This window comes from Streptomyces caniscabiei, assembly GCF_014930365.1.
In the GTDB taxonomy this organism is placed as follows: Bacteria; Actinomycetota; Actinomycetes; order Streptomycetales; family Streptomycetaceae; genus Streptomyces; species Streptomyces caniscabiei.
In genome coordinates, this window is record NZ_JABXWI010000029.1 from 56,196 (window position 1) to 74,059 (window position 17,864).

Below are 17,864 nucleotides of genomic sequence, written 5' to 3' on the forward strand. Positions count from 1 at the left end.
GTGGCCGGGGGACCGGCTGCGAGCAGTCTTTTGCCGACGCGAGTTGGTGCCCAAGCCCGTCCGAGGGAGGAATCAACTCCTGCGGGACCCGGTGACCCGGCCCGGTGTCCCCGGAATCAATGGCCGCACACCTTGCGGTACGGCGCCTCGGGCACGTAGGTGCGCCACTGGGCGGGTGTCAGGCCGTCGCCGCCGGTGCGGGCGCAGATCCGGGCGACGGCCCGGGAGGGGTCGATGGTGTGGCGCTGGAGCGGGGCGTGGACGCCGGCCGCGAGGACGGTCGTGCTGTCCGGGCTGAAGGCGAGGGACACGATGGCGTCGCCAGGGGTGGTCAGCGGGCCGCCGAGGGGCTGTTGGGTGGCGATGTCCCACAGCTGGAGCGTGCCGGCGTCGCCGCCGACGGCCAAGGTGCGGCCGTCGGGACTGACGGCGAGGGCGCTGACCGCCTCGGCGGTGTCGCCGAGCGCGCTGGGGAAGACGTTGCGCAGCGTGCCCACGCGGTGTTTCAGGTCGCCGTCCCACAGAGTGACCCGCCCGGTCAGGTCGCCCGCCACGAGCCGGGAGCCGTCGGGGGCGAAGGCGAGGGCACCGGGCTCGCCGCCCTGGACGAGGCTGCGGACGACGGGGGCGGTGCCGGAGGGCGTGCCGGAGGACAGGCGCATCGAGCGGTCGGCGGTGGCGAGGAGCCGTCCGTCGGGGCGGACGGCCAGCCCGGGGTCGGCCACGTCCGGGTACACGGCGGTCTGCCGGTGCCGTGCGGTGTCCCACACCTCGTCGACCAGGCCGCCGACGCCGGAAGTGCGTGTGGCGTACAGGGTGCGGCCGCCGGGGCCCAGGGCGAGTGTGACGACCGCCCCGTCGGACTGCCGCGTCGTCAGGTCCAGTGTGGTGCGGACGCGGCCGCGCGCCAGGTCCCAGAGGACGAACCGCTGGGACGCGACCGGACGGCCGGCCGCGGAGACGCCGTAGGCGAGGGTGCCGCCGTCGGGGCTGAAGGCCAGCAGCGGCGCGGTGTCCCGCGCGACGACCGGCTGCTCGGGGTCCCGCGAGACGGGCAGAGGCAGGGGAGGCGGCGTCCGCGGCACGGCCCCGGCGGGGCTGCCCCCGTTCGAACGGAGCAGGGCGTGGGGGAGGGCGTCGCGCAGCCGGACACGGATGCCGGTGTTCCCGGTGCGTTCGGCGGTGGCGAGCGTACGGCCGTCCGGGCTGAGCAGCACCGAGTCCACGGGTCGCTCGCGCCACGCGGTGCCGACGGCGCCCGCGAGGTCCAGCGTGTGGACGGTGCCGCCTTCGAGGTAGCGCAGCAGCGGCCGGCCGGGATCCCAGGCGAGGTCGCCGTAGAGACGCTCGTTGTGGAGGGGGTGGCGGAAGACCGGGGTGGGGTCGTCCGGGGTGGACGGGGCGGGGTCGTCCGGGGTGGACGGGGTGGGGTCGTCCGGGGTGGACGGGGCGGGGTCGTCCGGGGTGGACGGAGTGGGATCGGCCGGGGTGGATGGGTCGGGGTCGCCCGGGGTGGACGAGGCCGGGGTGTCTGTGGTGGACGGGGCGCGGTCGGCCGTGGCGGACGAGGTGAGGTCGTCCGGGGCGGACGAGGCCGGGTGGCCCGTGCCGGACGACGCGAGGCGCCACGCCCTGATCTCCTCGGCGTCGGCGGTCGCCAGGAACGTCCCGTCCGCGCTGAAGGCGAGCGCGGACACGCCAGGGCCCGGGAGGTCGGCGATCCGACGCCCGGACGCGGCGTCCCAGACGCGGACCCGGTCGGCGGAGGCCACGGCGAACCGGTCGGCGGCGGCACCCGGCCCGCCGAACACCAGCGTCGAGTAGTCGTCGCAGAGGGCGCCCGCGTCCTCCCACGCGCCGGGCAGCGTGCGGTGGCGGGCGGTGTCCCACACCCGCGGTGCGCGGCCGGCGGGGCAGAGGGCCAGCAGACGCCCGCCGGTGCTCGGCGCGACGTTCGCGAGCCCGGTGCCCCGGGTCTCGAACACCGGTGTGCCCTCGGTGGCCGAGTACAGCCGCACCAGGTCGTCGTCCGGACCGCTCACCGCGTAGCTGCGGCCGTCGGCGCCGAAGTCCACCGCGGAGTCGATCGGGAGGGCAGGCCCGGTCCACCGCCGGGCGGAGCTGTCCCACAGCCGTGTGCCGTCGTCCCCGGTGATCAGGAGCAGCCGCCCGTCGGGGCCGGCTCCGACGAGCATCCCGTCGGGCAGCCGGCCCGAGGCGAGCGGACGGTGCCTGGTCACGTCCCAGGAGCGCCAGGTGCCGCCGTCCTTGCTGAGCAGCGCGCGGCCGGAGCGGATGAGGAAACGGGTGGGGTCGCCGCCGGGCGCCGGGTCGGTGAAGACGTCCGTCTCGGGCTGGGCGAGGGCGCCGAGCAGGGCGCGGCGGGTCTCCGGCGACTCGGCGACGCGCCAGGCGGCGACGCCGAGCAGCTGGGCGGTGCGCGGGTCGGTGGTGCTCAGGGACTCGGCGACCTCCGCGACGCGGCGGGCCGCCGCGTCGGTGCGCCGCCGCTGGTTGTCGTGGTGCTCCGCCCAGGCGGCCAGCCCGGCCACCATGGCGACGGCCAGGACGGCCGAGAGGGTGGCCAGCAGGGCCCGGGACCGCCGCGCGGCGCGGGCGGCGGCGCGGGACTCCGCCTCGCGACCGTCCAGCCCGGCGGTGAGGAAGGCCCGCTCCGGCACGGTGAGCATGCTGTCGTCGTCCGCGAACAGCTCCTCCGCGCGCGCCAGGCGGGTGCCCCGGTACAGGGCGCCGGAGTCGCGGTCGTGCTCCAGCCAGGCGCGGGTGGCCTCGGCGAGACGGCGGTGGTGGCGCAGCCGTTCGCGGTCCTCCTCGATCCAGCCGTGCAGCCGCGGCCAGCAGGTGATCAGCGCCTCGTGGGCGAGCTGGACGCCGTCCTCGTCGGCGGTCAGCAGCCGGGCGCGGGTCAGCCGGTCCACGACCGCCGGTACCTCGGGCTCGGCCCAGTCCGCCATCTCGGCCCGGGTGAGCGGACGCCGGGTGTCGGGGGTGCCCTGGCCCGGCTCGACCATCCGCAGCAGCAACTGCCGTGCGGTGCGGGCCTGCTCCGGTGACAGCTGCCCGTACACCTCCTCCGCGGTCGCCGCGATCGCGCCGCGCACCCCGCCCGCCGCCCGGTACCCGGCGAGGGTGAGCATCCGGCCCCGGCGCCGCCGCCATGTCTCCAGCAGGACGTGCGAGAGCATCGGCAGGCCGCCGGGCTCGTCGAGCACCTCCTCGACGAGCCGCGCGGTCAGCTCCCGCTCGACGAGCAGGCCGACCGCCTGGGCGGGTCTGACGACCGCCTCCCGCAGTTCCTCCGCCCGCATCGGACCGACCAGCAGGGACGCGCGGCTCAGGGCGTCCGCCAGATCCCGGTGCTCGGCGCAGCGGGCGTAGAAGTCGGCGCGTACGGCGATCACCACCCGCACACGGCTGCCCGGGTCCCGGGCGGCGAGCAGCAGGTCGATGAACCGACCGCGCTCCTCCCGGTCCCGGCAGAGGGTGAAGACCTCCTCGAACTGGTCCACCACCACCCAGCTGTCCGGCTCGTCCTCGGCCGGCGCGAGCAGACGGCCGTACGTGGTGGCGGGCCGCGGGCCCGGGGTGAGGATGCGCAGCACCGCCGGGCCGTCCTGCTCGGCGATCCTCTCCCGCATCAGGGGTATCAGCCCGGCCCGCAGCAGCGAGGACTTGCCGCTCCCGGACGGCCCGAACACGACCGCGAAGCGGTGGCCGCACACCAGCTCCCGCAGCTCCTCCGCCAACTGGTCCCGGCCGAAGAACAGCTCACGGTCGTCCGGCTCGAAACGGGACAGTCCCCGGTACGGCGGCGCCGTGTCCCCGGCGTCGTCGACCGCCTCCCCCGCGGCCTCGGCCTCGGCCCGCTTCCAGCGCAGCTCCCACTCGCCGGGGTCGCCCCCGCAGGCGCGCGCATACCCCTGGACCGCGGCGAGCGACGGCAGCCGTGCCCCGGACGCGGCCTTGGACAACGCCGCCGCCGAGAACCCGGCCGTCTCGGCCATGGTCCGGTACGAGGGGCTGCCGGCGGCCCGGCGCAGCTCCCGCAGCTCATGGGCGAGGCGGGACACGGGGCCGGCCGCGGGATCCAGCGGTCTCTCGGGACGCGCCACGGTCCCCCTCACTTCCGTCTGGATACCGCAGAGCGGCGACAAGGCATTCGAAAGGTGTTTGTAAGGCGCCTCAACATATTTTGTCGGGCGCTGCGCGGTCACCGGTTTCCGTCGAGATGTGGCATTGATGACAGCCGCGCGGGGTCGCCGGTGAGATCAGCCCGCGTGAGCGGGGCATGCGGCCCGGCCGGAGACAGCCCGAGCCCGCGCACGGAAGAGCCGAGCCGCCATCGCGACTCGGCTCTTCTTTTCGGCTCGACCGGAGTCGGTCAGAACTCCAGCACCTCGCGGTCGAGCGGATACCGCGCGCGGTGACGGCCGTCGTGCGGCGAGGGCGTGATCGGCAGGACACCGGTCGGCTGCAGGCCCAGGTTGTCGTCCCAGATCCGGGGTTCGACGTGTCCGACGACGCGGAAGTGCCGGAAGGTGAACGGCGGGCTGTCGGTCGGGAAGAACTCGGGGGTGGTCATCACCTGGAAGTGCAGGTGCGGCGTGGTCGAGTTGCCGCTGTTGCCGATCAGCCCGAGGACCTGGCCGGGTTCGACCCGGTCGCCCTCCCGGACCCTGAGCGAGCCGGGTGTCAGGTGGGCGTAGAGCAGATAGCGGCCCGGCGCGACCTCCACGGTGACGTGGTTGCCGACGGTGTCCTCGATCGGCGGGACGGGCGGCGTGACGGGCGGCGTCTGGTCCGGAAGTCCGTCCTGGACCTCCACGACCCTGCCGCCGGCCGAGGCCACGACCGGCTGACGGTAGCTCAGGTAGCTGGTGAGCAGGGCGGGGTCGCCCTCCCAGGTCTGCCCCTCCTCCCCGACCCGGTACCAGTCGATCGCGAAGCGCTGCGGCACGTAGAAGCGGCCGTTGATCGGGGCGAGGCCGCGACGGTGGTGGGTGTTGCCGCAGCACGACTCGCTTGCGTACCAGGTGCCGGGACGGACCGGCGGGCCCAGGTTCAACGGCGGTCTGCCGGAGGTCCGGGTGGCCTGCACCGTCTCCTCGAAGGCGGAAGTACCGGAAGGGGCCAGGACGGCACCCGAGAGGTGGTGTTCGAGGACCTTGGGCACCCGCTGACCGCGGTCGAGGATCAGGTCGAGCCAGATGATCCACTGCTGGGAGCCCTGGATGACGGTCGGCGTCGGCCCCGGAGGCGCCGGGGTGTACCCGTCCGCGCCCGGCAGGGGATCACCCACCGGATTGGCGGCATCGGCCAGCGCCTGCCCGCTCAACGAGCCGACGACCCGGTGCGTGCGGGCGTCGCGGACGTCGACACGGTCGAGCCGCAACGGCGTGCTGGTGGGCAGGGAGCTCGTGGTGAGCAGCTCGTACGAGATGTGCGTCTTGCCGTCCGTGGCGACGAACGGCGTCGGTTTCGTGATCACTTCCGCCGTCAGCGGCGTGAACTGTGCGCCGGGTGCCGGGGCGGCCGCGCCGGTTCCGTGTCCTTGTCCCGCTGAGACCACCAGCATGCCGGCCGCGAGCACGGCAGCGGCGAGCCCGCGAAGTAGCGGGCGGCGGCCAGTGCGGTTGCGAGGGTCGCGCTCTGCCATTGCGCTCTTTCGTTCGTCGGATCCGGGCCGTGAACGACGCCGGCACGCCCCGCGCCGAGACGCAGGCCCATGTAATCCGGCGGCACACCGCTCCGGGTGGAGGGCGCCGGAGCCGGGTGCCGAACTGCACCCGTCCAGCCGCACCGACCACCGCCCCCTCGCCGCACGCCGACTCCGACGACACTGCCGTACGACCCCCGAGGCCCGGACAACGTCGAAGGGCCGGTCGTCCGGGGGCACAGGGGTGTGCGGGAGCGTTCTGAACTGCGGAGTGGCTGTGGCGGGTGGGGCTCCTGAACGGTGCGCCTGGTCCCAGCCGTACTGCTCCGCGTCCTCGCACATGAACCGAGCGAGTGCGCTGGTGTCGATCAGGAACTGGGCCGCGTTCACCAGCGGTGGTTCCCCTTGTTCTCGAACAGCTCCAGATCGAATGCGCCGTCTCCGGCCGCGGCCCGCAGCCGGGCGAGAGCCAGGGCCCGTCGCTGACTCTCCAGCACCTCGCGGAGAGCGGTGTTGACCGTCTCCTTCTTGGTGTTCGTCCCGAGGGCTTTGGCCACGTCCGCGACAAGGTCGTCGTCCAGGTCGCGAGGTGCACCGTGGGGTGGTGCACCCGGGCATCCGGGCACTCGGCCTGGCCGCCGAGTCCTACGCGGGCATCACGCCATGGATGCGGGAGAGAGTGAAGACGCGTTCCGCTTCGCGCAGGTGGCACCAGGCGTCGAGGTACGGCGGGTCGAGATCCAGGTCGCTGAGGGTGCGTACGGTCCGGTTGCCCGACGTGGCGATGTACTCCACCGTGATGGCCGCACCGGTGTCGATGGCGTGGGCGACCTGGCGGACGTCGCTGTACGACAGGTGCTTTGCGTATCCGGCGACGATCTCCTCGGTGTCCGTCGCGAACGGCACCCCGCTGCCGAACGGATCGGGTTCCGGTGCCGTCGGCGGGGCCTTGAGCAGCCGGGCGGCCAAGACGTCCAGCCCGTCGTCGCCGGGCATGTCCGAGGCGCGGGTCGCGGTGGTCCGGGGCCCGCGCCGCCCGGCGTTCCTTCGCGGGGGCGGGACGGCAGCGGCGGCCCTCTGCGGCAGGCGCTTCTCGACGCGTACGGTTCCCTCGGAGGTCTCGGCGACCGGGGCGTAGCCCGCGGCGCGGAGCGCGGCGAGAGTCGTCGCGGGTGGGCTGCCGCTGACCAGGACCGTCGGAGCGAGCTGCCGCAGGGCGAGCTTGGACAGTGCGCGGTGGGCGGCGAGTTCGGCCAGGAGCGCGGGTTCGTCGCCGTGGAGGACACAGGCCGCGGGGGCGATGCGCACCCGTCCGTGACCTCGTGCGGTGTCGGCGATGAGATAGGTCAGCGGCTGCGGCAGGGCCGTGGCGGAGCCGGCTGACAGGTCGGCTGTGATGTCGTCCGGGGTGCGGCCGGCGTCCAGGGCCCGGCGGATACTGCCGGTACTGAAGCGCCATACCGACGCCGTGCCACGGGTCTCCCGGTCGGCCATCGAATCCAGCAGCGCCGCGAGTCGCGCGGACGGGGTGCCGGTGACGACGGCGGTGAGGTCGGCGCCGATCCGGGCCGTCGTGGTCGCGGGGGGCAGCAGCCGCCGGGCTGTGCTGTCGAGCTCTCCGTCGGCGCGGGCCGCCAGGTGGGCACCGAGCGGGGCCAGCGCACCCCGTGCCAGCACGCCCAGCAGTTCGCCTTCGCGGATCACGGTGCTGAACGGTGCCGTGTCCTGGGGCGAGGCGTCGTCGGCGAGTGGACGGTGCCAGGCCACGAGCGGCCCCAGCTCCGAAGCGACCTTCACACCCTGTCCTGTCGGGAGCCCCGCCGCCGCGGTGAGCAGCCCGTCGCGGGCCTGCAGACAGCCGCCGCAGTCAGGCGCACCGGCGAGCGCGGGAAGCGCCTTGTTGTCCTCGTCGCGCGCCCGGGTGGGGGTGAGCGGCAGGTCCCGCCATGCCCGGAGCAGTACGGCGAGTTGTTCTGCGGGCTCCTGCTCGGCCCAGGCGTCGTACGACTCGGTGGGAGGTACGCGATCGCCGTCGTGGGCCAGCAGCCCGGCGGCGTACGCGGTCTCCAGGGCGAGGCGCACGACGGCGTCGTCCGCTTGGGCGGCCTTGCCGAGCCGGGCCAGTTCACGCGCGCCGATCCCGCCCGACTTCAGCCGGGTCGGTGGAGCGGTCGCGCATGCCGAAAGGACGGAGGCGGCATGGGCCGCGAACGCGGTGGCGGCCACCGCGGCCTCCCGCTCCACCTCCACGGGGGTGACGGCCACCAACTGCGCGACGGGCGGCAGGGGTTCGAACGGCGCGTGCCAATCGGGGCCCCGCAGAGCCAAGGCCACCTCGACCGGCATCCGGACGGGCCCGTACCGGTGACGGTCCTGGAGCAGAAGCCCGCGGTCGAGTGCCCACCGGGCGCCTGGCTGGAGGTCGCGGCCAGGAGCCCCGAACACGACGGACAGAGACTGACGCGGCGTGGACCTGGCGCTCTGCTCAAGCAACTTCCGGGTGGCCGCCGGTGCCCCCGCCACCAACGCGGCGACCCGTTCCGCGTCACTGTGATGCTCCACCAGAGCCGCGAGTCGCTGCTGCTTGGTGCCGGGTGGCTTGATATCCAGGACCGCCAGCATGCCGCGCAGTTCCTCCGACGTGGTGCCGACCAGCAGCTCTTCCAGCGGGGCGTCCAGTGCCAGGGGCGTGCTCCACGCCTGCCGCAAAGGCGTAGGCATGCGGAGTGCCCCGTTGCCGTCGTGCCACACGAGCGCCCGATCCGACAGCGCCTCCAGGGTCGCGTCCAGCGCGTGTACGGCCGCAGGGGATGTCGAGCCGAGCAACTCCGCGAGGCTGTCCCGGGTCGCCCGTTCTCCCAGGGCCGCTAGCGCCTCGGCGGCCTGCAAGCACGGCAGCGTGAGTTGCGGCAGGACGAGTGCCACGGACCCCGGACGTTGGAGACGGTCCGCCAGTTCCCCCACCGAGCGTGGTTCCGGAGAGGAGGCTGCGTCCTTCCGCATGGCGAGTATGCGTGCCAGGCGGGAACGGTCGAGTTCGCTCAGCCAAGTCGCAAGCGTCGATCGGGACTTCATGAGGGTGCACCTCGACAGACGGGGAACGTCACGGGTGCGCCGAAGCCGCTTCGGCGCCGAGGTCAAGGATGGCTCAGTTCCATGATCCGCGGATGCCGTACGAAGACAGGGGCCGGGGCACCTCCCCGCTGCGGGCTCAGCCCGACGAGACGAGCCGATGACGGTAGAAGATCTGGCTCCCCGCTCGCTGAAATGTCCTTGATAGACAGATCTAAATGCAACTAGAAGTGCAACCAGCGCACGGCGAGGGGCCGAGCCGCAATCACGGCTCGGCCCCTCGTTTCGCCTGTTCGGACGGCTGCGGAGGATACGAGATTCGAACTCGTGAGGGGTTGCCCCCAACACGTTTTCCAAATGTTCGTCTGAGGGTTCGGCGAGGGTCGGGGGTGTTCTGACCTGCGGTGGAGCGGGTGCTGGTGGGAGTTCGGACGTCGCCGGACGGGGGTGAACGAGACCAAAACTGAGACCAGAGAGCCGGGTCACACCTTCTTGACGACGATCGAGTCCGGAACCAGCTGCTCCAGGTCGTCCACGTCCGAGGCGAAGACCGGACCTGTCCCTTCTGCTGTCGCGCGATGACGGCGAGCACGACGTCGATCGCGTACTCGTGGCCGTGCAGCTTGGCACCAGCCAGGAGGCGGCGGGCCTGGCGCGCCTCGTCCCTTCCGATGTCGGCGACCTTGAGCCGGGAGAACACCCAGTCCCAGCGCTGCTCGGTGGTTCTGCCGTCGTACGCCTCGACCAGCGTCATCGGAGACGTCACCACCTCAACTCCTGGAAAGCTGCCGCACGCTCGTCCTCAGTGACGGGGCCGTGTTCCTCCCGCAGACAGTCGACCAGCTCCAGCAGCCGGTCCCGGTCGCGCTTGGATCGCAGCGCCTCGGCGACGTACGCCGACAGGACCCGCTCGGCCGCCTCCGCACGACCAGTGAGTCGCCTCGACGGCCTGACGCGAATTTCCGCGGTCAGGGGGCTATGGCAGGTCGCGGGGAGGACACCTCACTTCGTTCAGGCAACAACATCGTCAGCCAGCCAGCCAGCCAGCCAGCCAGCCAGCCAGCGCCGCACGCATGCCAGGGATGCCCTGTACAGGAGCCACGCTCGTCACGCTCCCGCCCACACCACACCCCTGTGCTTGACCATTCCACGGTCACAATCTCTTGCTCGGCGGTGTGAGAGCGGCGCAACGGAATGTCCCACGCGGTCTAACAGGCAGGAAACCGGCCGCTACGGCGGGCGGACTAGCTTCGTGACATGAGGGTGTGGATGCCCGTACGGCCGCTGCGCGGCAAGGTTGCCGCGATCGGCAAGGGCAGATTCGGCAAGGGTGGTTCAGTGCGCCGCCACGGGGGCCGAACGACTCCCGGGCGACGGCCGATGCCTGGCTGGCGCAGCATCAGGGGCCGAGTGGCGGTGGTCATCACGGTCCCGATCTGTTTGCTGCTGGCGGTGGCCGGTCTCGCCGTGCACGGCCGCGCCGAGGCCCTCGGCGATGCCCGGACGACCCGTGCCGAGGTCGGCCTCAGCCTGCGCATCCAGGCCCTGGTGCACCAGCTGCAGCGCGAACGCGGCCTGACCAACGGCCTGTTGGGCGGTGAGAAGGAGTTCCGCCCACCGCTTTCCGCCACCCGCAAGCGCGTTGACACGGCACTGCGCGGAATGCGCACTGAAAGCGCCGTCGAGGACGTCGTCCAGCGGCACTTGCGGCGTCTCGCCGACATCCGATCCGCCGCCGACAGAGGCACCGTCGGCCAGGCCGCGACACTCACCTTCTACACCAGCGCCGTCAACGCCCTGAACGCCGTCGATCCGGTGGCGGAGACCGCGACCGGCGCCGACCGCCAACTGCGTGACGGGCTGGCCGCGTTGCGCGAGCTGGCCGCCGCCAAGGAGTCCGTCGCCCTCGAACGCGGGCTCCTCAACGGTGTGTTCGCCCAAGGCGCCTTCCACGGCCGTGAGTACATCGACTTCACCGAGGTGCGAGCCACCCGCGTCGCCGCCCTCACCCGCTTCCGGCAGGTCGCCACCGCACCTCAGCGCGCGGCATTGGAGAAAGCCTTCGCGACCGAGGATGCCGAACGTGCCACCGCCTACGAGAAACAGGCGGAAGGCGCCGCCGACGGCTCCCCGCTGCGCGCCGACGCCCGCACCTGGTGGGACGCGATGACCGTACTCGTCGACGATCTGTACGTCGTCCAGCAGTCGGTCGGTGACGACGTACGGGTCCGGGCTCACCGGCTCAGCCACGACGCCGAACTCGCCCTCGCCGCCTATCTCGTCACGGGCACGCTCATCGCCGCCCTGGTCGCGGGCCTCGCCGCTGTCGCCTCCCGGTCGCTCACGCGCCCGCTCCGTGGGCTCGCCGAGACCGCTCACGACGTGGCGCGCCGCCGACTGCCCGCAGCCGTCGCCCGTATCCAGCAGTCCCCGCAGGACTCTGCTCAGCTCCTGACACCAAAGGACGCGCAGGACACCTCCGATGCACGGCTGCTGGGCGGCGCGGCCGAGATCGCCGAGGTCGCGGCGTCCCTGCAGCAGGTGGAACACACGGCCCTCCAGCTGGCTGCCCAGCAGGCCGGCCTGCGTCGCAACACCACGGAATCGCTCGCCAATCTCGGCCGCCGGAACCAGAGCCTCGTACGTCGCCAACTCAGCCTCATCACCCGCCTGGAACAGCAGGAACTCGACCCGGACGCCCTCGCCGAGCTCTTCGAACTCGACCACCTCGCCACCCGTATGCGGCGCAACGCCGAAAGCCTGCTGGTCCTGGCCGGGCAGAATCCGCCAAGGCCCACGGCAGCACCCGCCGACGGTCTGGAGGTCGTCCAGTCCGCAGTCGCCGAGGTGGAGCAGTACCGTCGAGTTCTGATCGCGACCGTGGAGCCGGTGCGGGTGCGTGGGCACGCCGTCGCAGATGTCGCCCACCTCCTCGCCGAACTCATCGAGAACGGACTGAATTTCTCGCCCCCGACCGAACCGGTCGAGGTGCACGGCTGGTACGACATCGAGGACGACACGTACTCCTTCGGTGTCGTCGACCACGGCATCGGCATGTCCGAAGCCGACAAAGCACGTGCGGGCGCCCTCCTCTCCGACTCCGGAGAGGAGGCCCTCGTTGCCGCACCCACCCGGTTCCTCGGCCACCTCGTCGTCGGCCGACTCACCCACCGCCTCGGTGAAGGCGCTCAAGTCCACCTCTTCGACACTCCTGGCGGCGGCCTGTCCGCCCTCCTTGTCCTCCCCGGGCGCCTGCTCGCCCCCGTGGAGGACCCCTCCACCTCACCCCCACCCGCCAGGCCCACTGTCTCCTCCCTGCTCAACGGCTTCCGAGCAGGTGTCGCCCGCGCCGAAGCCAGAAACCCCCAAGGAGCGTCATCGTGACCACCGCCGTCCAGAGTTTCGGCTGGCTCGTCTCGGAGTTCGTGCGCACCGCCGACGGCGTCACCGATGCCGTCGCCGTTTCCTCTGACGGCTTGCTCATGGCAGCCTCGGACAGCCTCGGCCGAGATCGCGCCGACCACTTGGCCGCCGTCGTCTCCGGCATCACCAGCCTCGCCCAGAACGCGGCGACGGAACACGGCTTCCGCGGCATGAAGCTCGTCATGATCGAAATGCTTGGGGGCTTCCTCATGGTCGGTCGTATCCGCGACGGCAGCTGCCTCGGCGTCCTCGCCGCCGAAGGGTGCGATGTGGGCCTCGTCGGCTATGAAATGGCCGTCCTCGCCGACCGTGCCGGCGAGCTGCTCACCCCGCAGTTGGTACGCGAACTGCACTCCGCGCCCAGATGAGCCCACCCGATCGCCGCCCGCCCCTGCCTCTGTTACCAGCGCGTGCCGCGAACGGTGGCGTGGCCGGGCGGCTCGTCTTCCTTGTGCCGTGAGGCGCAGCAGCCGCGCGTTGGCCTCGTCCGGCGCGAAACGGTCAGGGGCGAATTCTGTGGCGGACCGAAGTCCGAGCCACACCAGCATGGCGTGGTGTTCCTCATGCGCCGGGTCGGCGAGGATCACTTTGAAATCGCTGCAGCGGGTCCGCCGCCGCAGTCCTCCGGCGGGCACGCCCCGGCACCGTCCACGCAGTGCGGATAGTGAAGCTCGGCTGAGGCTGTCTGGAACTGCTCCACGGCGACGGGGGACCCCAGTGGGCGCCAAGAGACGGAACCGGATCGGCCCCCGGCCAGGTCCCGGAGTGCAGACCGACTGGAATGGCTACCGGCCGCCGCGAGGGAGCCACGTCACTACACCTGGGCGGAATGTCGTAAAAGTCGAAGATAAATGAGACCAAAACTGAGACCAGGGCATGCCGAGAACCCCGGCCGCTGAGCGGTCCGGGGTTCTCGTTTCGCCTGTTCAGGCGGCTGCGGAGGATACGAGATTCGAACTCGTGAGGGGTTGCCCCCAACACGCTTTCCAACTGTGTATGCGTCCGTACGGGGGCGTTCGTAGGGGTTCACACAGCAGGTCAGGCGGGGTGGGCGTACGCCGATGAACTGTGGCGTCCGTCGACGCACTGGACAAAGACCAGGACAACGAGCGGCTTGCACGTAAGGCGACCTGGCAGATTTACAGCGGGCTGGCTCCGCATGCTCTAACCTGCCAGTCCGGAGGTGATCATTGCCTTCGGGGGACGCCTGGGGTTCAGCGGGCAAGCCGGAGTTCTGCTGAGCAGTAGGCTGTGTATGTCAGTCCGAGCAGATTGCCCTTGGCCAGCAGGTCGTGCCGCATTCGGCGGACCACTTCCCCCATACCGACCCGACCACCACCGAAGTGGCGGAGCATGTGTTCTGCAGCTTCACCAGCCAGCGACTGGTGGAGGGTGATCTCGGTGCCGATGACCCCGCTGGCGTGGGCGGAGACGAATGTATCGACGAAATTGACGGGGGACTGCGGGGTCAGTTCGACCGTGTGGCAGCCGTTGAGCAAGACCACTGGAGTCGTAGTTTCCCAATGGCGATCCGGTCCGTTCGGTGGAGCCCAGTCCACCAGGGACCATGTAGTGATCTGCTCCGGATGGATCTGCTCACCACTGCCCACCTCAAGCCAGTGGCGGGCGGAGTTACCTTTGCCATGACAGTAGAACTCGACCACCTGAAGGTCGCTATCTGTCAGCGCTGCACATGCTTGGTTGAGACTTTCCGCAGTCACCCGGGCGAACCCGGGCAGGGTTTGCGCTACTTCGTTGATGTGGCGGTCGCCCAGGTCTCTGTCCAGATCGTGGCTGCGTACTACCACGAAGCGCGGGTGGTCGCCGAGGACAACCTGGCGTGACGGGGTCTGTGTCGAAGGCGGGTTCTCGATGACGTGACGGATTCCCCAGAAGCCGAAGGGACACAGCGTGTTCTTTTCCTGGTGTGCAGATTCCTCGGGGCACTGCAACGGGTAGTCGGCGATCATGGGTTGGGTGTCGTCCCACGATTCCACCACCGGGCATGGCTTGAGAGGCGCTCCAGGGTATGAGTCGAGGGGGAGGTCATAAACAGCAGCCCATGGAAACACGAATGTGGTACTGGGAACACGCGCGATCTGGATGGTTGTCGAGGGCTTGCCGGTGACATTGCACAGGATCTCGGGCCTCTGTTGGTACAGGCTGACCCACAGCCTGTACCCGTGGAGTGCAAGACCACGGAGATCTTCGAGGAAGTCCTCGCGAGTTTTCCCGTTGCGCTTGTCGAGGCGGTTGCGACGCTTCTTGCCCGATCCCTCGATGTGCATGTCCAGCAGCAACTGCCGCACGCTGCTCATCTCTCCGGTCAACGCGGCTTCGGCTAGGGTGAACGCAACTTCGCCGGTACCGCCGTTGAAGACCAGGCTGTGGGTCCCATCGGGCCTCTGATTGGTCAAAATACTCAACCCTCGCGATCCGACCCCGTCGAGGTCGGTCAGCGCGTCGGTGAGGGTGTAGTCGACTGTTGCAGCGTGGTCCCCAGACATTCCAGCGGGAGCGATGTCAGCGACGATAAGGAGCGATTGCACCAAGCTATTGCGGAACCAAATGCTGAGGCGGGCTTGGGCAGCACCAGCCGTGTCGGGTGTACGGAAGGGGAGGTATGTATGGCGGTGACGGAAATCGGGCCGACATTCGTGCAGACCACCAGGTGGGCAAGGGCAGACCCAGCCTGCCCCACTGAATGGCAGAAAGTAGGGGACAGTTTCGGCGCGCACATCGAAGTCAGCACTGGTCAACGCTACTTCCAGCCAGTAACCCTCCGCAGTATGCGGCAATGCCTCAAGCGGGAACGGGGACTCACGGGGACCAGTCACGATGCTGTCGGCGGACACATCGCCAATGTCTACCCGGACAAAGTGGTCGCTCGCGGGCTCCAATGGGATGCCACGCGGGACAGGTGGGAGGTCGCCTCGGCGTTCAATGGCCAGATTGACGAATCGAGGCCCAACCTGAAAGTGAGCCTGCAGGTTGCCCTCCAGCTGCCCAATGGCGACTGGTTCTGAAAGCCGATAATTTGCTTCCCCTGCGATAGCACGGCTGTCTGGATCGCTGGCAATGAGCCGGCCGAGACGGAGGAGCTGAAACTCCTCCACAGGATAGGGTTCCCCGCGGACCCGCTCCCGCAGCAATTCCAGCAGTGGCTCCAGCCTTTCGGCCAGTCGTTCAAGATCCCCGGGCCACCTTACGAAACCGGTATCCGCAGCCATCCTGTGCAACAAGATTTCCGGCCCTGCGTCTCTTAGGTACGGGTCGACTACCTCCGGGAAAAGAGCCCTCGTGAGTGGATCTCTTGCCATGAGGTAGCCGAGACGGAGGAGCTGAAAATCCTCCACCGGCGGATTTTCCCCGCTAACCTGGGCAAGCAACCAGTCCAGCCGCTCTACCAGCTCCGGCCACTGCTCCCCAGCCGCCCGTGCAATCCAGGGACGCGCAGCTTCGAGACTACGGACGAGAGATCCCAGATCATCGTTCAATCCATCCAAGACTTGGTCTCTCCCTTCCCCTCCACGGCGAATCCGATGAGGAGATAGGCGAAGAATCCCACCCCGAGACCGACCGCGTACGCACCGAACATGTCAGGGTCCTCGAAGGGAAGCGCGGCAACCGCTCCGCCCCCCACCGCGGCAATCACGCTGGCGAGGTCTGAAACCTGGGCCGGTCCATCCTTCCGACGCAAAGTTCTGTAGGCGATCCATCCCACCACTAGGCCGAACAGCCCAGCGCCGATTTTCGCAAGCTCAGTCGCTTCCACCATGCGCTGCCCCATTCGTGTCTCCGTCCAGAAGGCTGCCGGACAGATCAGCGGCACCAGTAGAGCCGCGCCGCCCCCAGCTCCCTTGAGAACCCGTACGGCCGATCGATCAACGGGATGAGGAACCTCAGGCTGGCCTTTAGCCCCTGGTGAACTCCAGGCAGTACGGACAGGGCAAGGCCGGGCTCGGAAGCGGCGATGAAGACCCACAATCGCGGTCCTGTCGTGACGACATCCCACCGCCGGGCTCCGGCTACGTGTTGGGCCACACCAGCACCGCAGCGATCGCGGATCCTTGAAGGTGGCCCTGCATGAAAACGTGGTCCACGCGGTCGGCTCCGGACGTTAGGGGGTTCGCCGTCGGCGACACCGGCGCGAGCCGGACGCAATGTCGACGAACGTAGCGCTAATCGCGGCCGAGCAGTAAGACCGCCACCTGCCGCGCAGCCTAGGCCCCCGTCGCCTGACGCTGGAGCCGTCCGACGGAGAGCCCGAAAACGCACGCGCTCGGTCAGAACGGCTGAGAGCATGGCAAGCAGGTCAACAGTGGGGGCGGGGATGGACGACAACAGCACGGTGCGCGCGGTCGCGATCGACCACAAGGCGGTCCTGCGCTCACCTGGGCGCGCCCACAACGGGATCCCCGGCTTGCTGGAGTGGCTCGACGAAAACGACATCTCCTTCGTGCTGTTCACCACCGACTCGATCGACGCCGAGGCCGCCCTGAGGGCTGCCGGCCTGCCCGCGCCCGCCCTCCACCTGTGCCGCGACGACATCCCCGGAACGCCGAACCGCGGCAGCGGTGCCTGGCTGCGGGAAGTCGCCGACCGCCTCAAGCTGCGAACGAACCAGATCGCCCTCGTCGGCACCTCAGAATTGGACTGGCGCACCGGCATCAACGCCGGCGTCGTCCACGTCCTCGCCCGCTGGGCCAATCATGTCCGCAACGCAAAAGGCATGATCACCCTGTCGGCCGGCGAACCCGCGGACGTTGCAGAGCTCCTGGAGCACTTCTTCCTGGACGAACCGCGCTGGGCCTTCGCCCGTGACGACGCTCGCGACTTCAAGATCCGCTCACTGCTGCCCCCAAACGTGCGCTTCCCTCAGAACAGCGGGACCTTCCAGCTCCAGGACGTCTTCACCCGGGGGCGGACCATCACCATCGGGGACCATGACGCCCGCGACATCCTGATGCTGCGCCTGCTGTCCTCCGCCTACCTCGACGGCACACTGCCCAACCGCAGCTTCTTCTGTGTCTACCCCAGCAGCTCGCCGGGGCGGGTCAGCGAACAGCTCGCCGGGTTCCTCACGAACGCCAAAGTGATGGTCGGCTCCTACTACAGGGAGGACCTCCTCGAACGCGTCACCCAAGCCCCGGACACAAGCCTGGAGCGCTGGAGAAGGACCACAGGCCAAGGGAGCACGGCGGACATCTCCATCGCCGCTCAGGCTCGCACCGTCCGGGTCAACCCCAAGTACCGGGGGAAACTGAAGGGCAAAACGGTGATCGTCTTCGACGACTTCACCACCGAGGGCAAGTCCATCGAGTGGGCGCGCACCCTCCTGAGCAAAGCCGGAGCAGCGCAAGTCATCGCCTTGACCGTCGGCAAGTACGGCTCCCGCCACGTCAACTACGCGCTCCCTGGCGTCGCGATCGACCCATACACGGTCAGTAACCTCTCGGCTACCGACTTCGCGTCCGCAGTCTTCTCAGGAACCTACGGCCCGGGCCCGGAGGCTTCCCTGACGACCACCATGGCCCACTTCGTGGCCACCGCGCAGAACACCAACTGAGTCTGCGCCTCATCCGGTCCACCAACTCGCCAGCACCCTTCCGGCCCGCCCGCGGCTCCCGTACGCCATGATGGAAGTGGCCCGAGACACCGCTTCATCCTTCGAACATCCCGGGGCCACGAG

The 17,864-nt window shown here is 70.0% G+C and carries 10 protein-coding genes and 1 pseudogene; 3 read left to right on the forward strand and 8 right to left on the reverse strand.

Going from position 1 to position 17,864, the window contains the following annotated elements; genetic code table 11:
• Positions 1–116: 116 nt before the first annotated feature.
• From HW837_RS44200 to HW837_RS49350, 5 genes and pseudogenes are all read right to left on the reverse strand, one after another.
• Complete coding sequence (locus HW837_RS44200; protein ID WP_193381325.1) at positions 117–4,133, reverse strand: nSTAND1 domain-containing NTPase; 4,017 nt, start codon at positions 4,131–4,133, stop codon at positions 117–119.
• Positions 4,134–4,402: 269 nt separating this feature from the next.
• On the reverse strand, positions 4,403–5,677 hold the full coding sequence (locus HW837_RS44205; protein ID WP_196790182.1) for a M23 family metallopeptidase: 1,275 nt from the start codon (positions 5,675–5,677) through the stop codon (positions 4,403–4,405).
• Between the two features lie 386 nt (positions 5,678–6,063).
• Entirely contained in the window at positions 6,064–6,303 is a 240-nt protein-coding gene (locus HW837_RS44210) for a type II toxin-antitoxin system VapB family antitoxin (RefSeq protein WP_193381326.1), read from the reverse strand.
• 19 nt (positions 6,304–6,322) lie between these two features.
• On the reverse strand, positions 6,323–8,752 hold the full coding sequence (locus HW837_RS44215) for a helicase-associated domain-containing protein (protein WP_193382847.1): 2,430 nt from the start codon (positions 8,750–8,752) through the stop codon (positions 6,323–6,325).
• A gap of 768 nt (positions 8,753–9,520) precedes the next feature.
• Positions 9,521–9,721 (reverse strand): annotated as a pseudogene (locus HW837_RS49350) (hypothetical protein); the annotation flags it as partial.
• 285 nt (positions 9,722–10,006) lie between these two features.
• Between HW837_RS49350 and HW837_RS44220 the strand changes: the two are divergent.
• Positions 10,007–12,133, forward strand: a complete 2,127-nt coding sequence (locus tag HW837_RS44220; RefSeq protein WP_237270659.1) for a sensor histidine kinase — start codon at positions 10,007–10,009, stop codon at positions 12,131–12,133.
• A complete protein-coding gene (locus HW837_RS44225) occupies positions 12,130–12,540 on the forward strand; it encodes a roadblock/LC7 domain-containing protein (RefSeq protein WP_045562543.1) in 411 nt (136 codons plus the stop codon). Before HW837_RS44220 ends, HW837_RS44225 begins: the two co-directional genes overlap by 4 nt.
• Before the next feature lie 215 nt (positions 12,541–12,755).
• Here the strand turns inward: HW837_RS44225 and HW837_RS50530 are convergent, their stop codons facing one another.
• The 3 genes from HW837_RS50530 to HW837_RS44240 all read right to left on the reverse strand — a co-directional run bounded on the left by HW837_RS50530 (position 12,756) and on the right by HW837_RS44240 (position 15,962).
• Positions 12,756–12,872: an IS1096 element passenger TnpR family protein gene (locus HW837_RS50530; protein ID WP_319679020.1), complete on the reverse strand. Its 117-nt coding sequence runs from the start codon at positions 12,870–12,872 to the stop codon at positions 12,756–12,758.
• A 514-nt stretch (positions 12,873–13,386) separates the two neighbouring features.
• Positions 13,387–15,678 carry a hypothetical protein gene (locus tag HW837_RS44235; protein WP_193381328.1) on the reverse strand — a complete coding sequence of 764 codons (2,292 nt, stop codon included), beginning with the start codon at positions 15,676–15,678 and terminating at the stop codon, positions 13,387–13,389.
• Positions 15,666–15,962: a hypothetical protein gene (locus HW837_RS44240; RefSeq protein ID WP_193381329.1), complete on the reverse strand. Its 297-nt coding sequence runs from the start codon at positions 15,960–15,962 to the stop codon at positions 15,666–15,668. The genes HW837_RS44235 and HW837_RS44240 overlap by 13 nt, the downstream gene beginning before the upstream one ends.
• 543 nt (positions 15,963–16,505) lie before the next feature.
• Here HW837_RS44240 and HW837_RS44245 point away from each other — a divergent pair.
• Positions 16,506–17,741 carry a phosphoribosyltransferase gene (locus tag HW837_RS44245; RefSeq protein WP_193381330.1) on the forward strand — a complete coding sequence of 412 codons (1,236 nt, stop codon included), beginning with the start codon at positions 16,506–16,508 and terminating at the stop codon, positions 17,739–17,741.
• Positions 17,742–17,864: the final 123 nt, after the last annotated feature.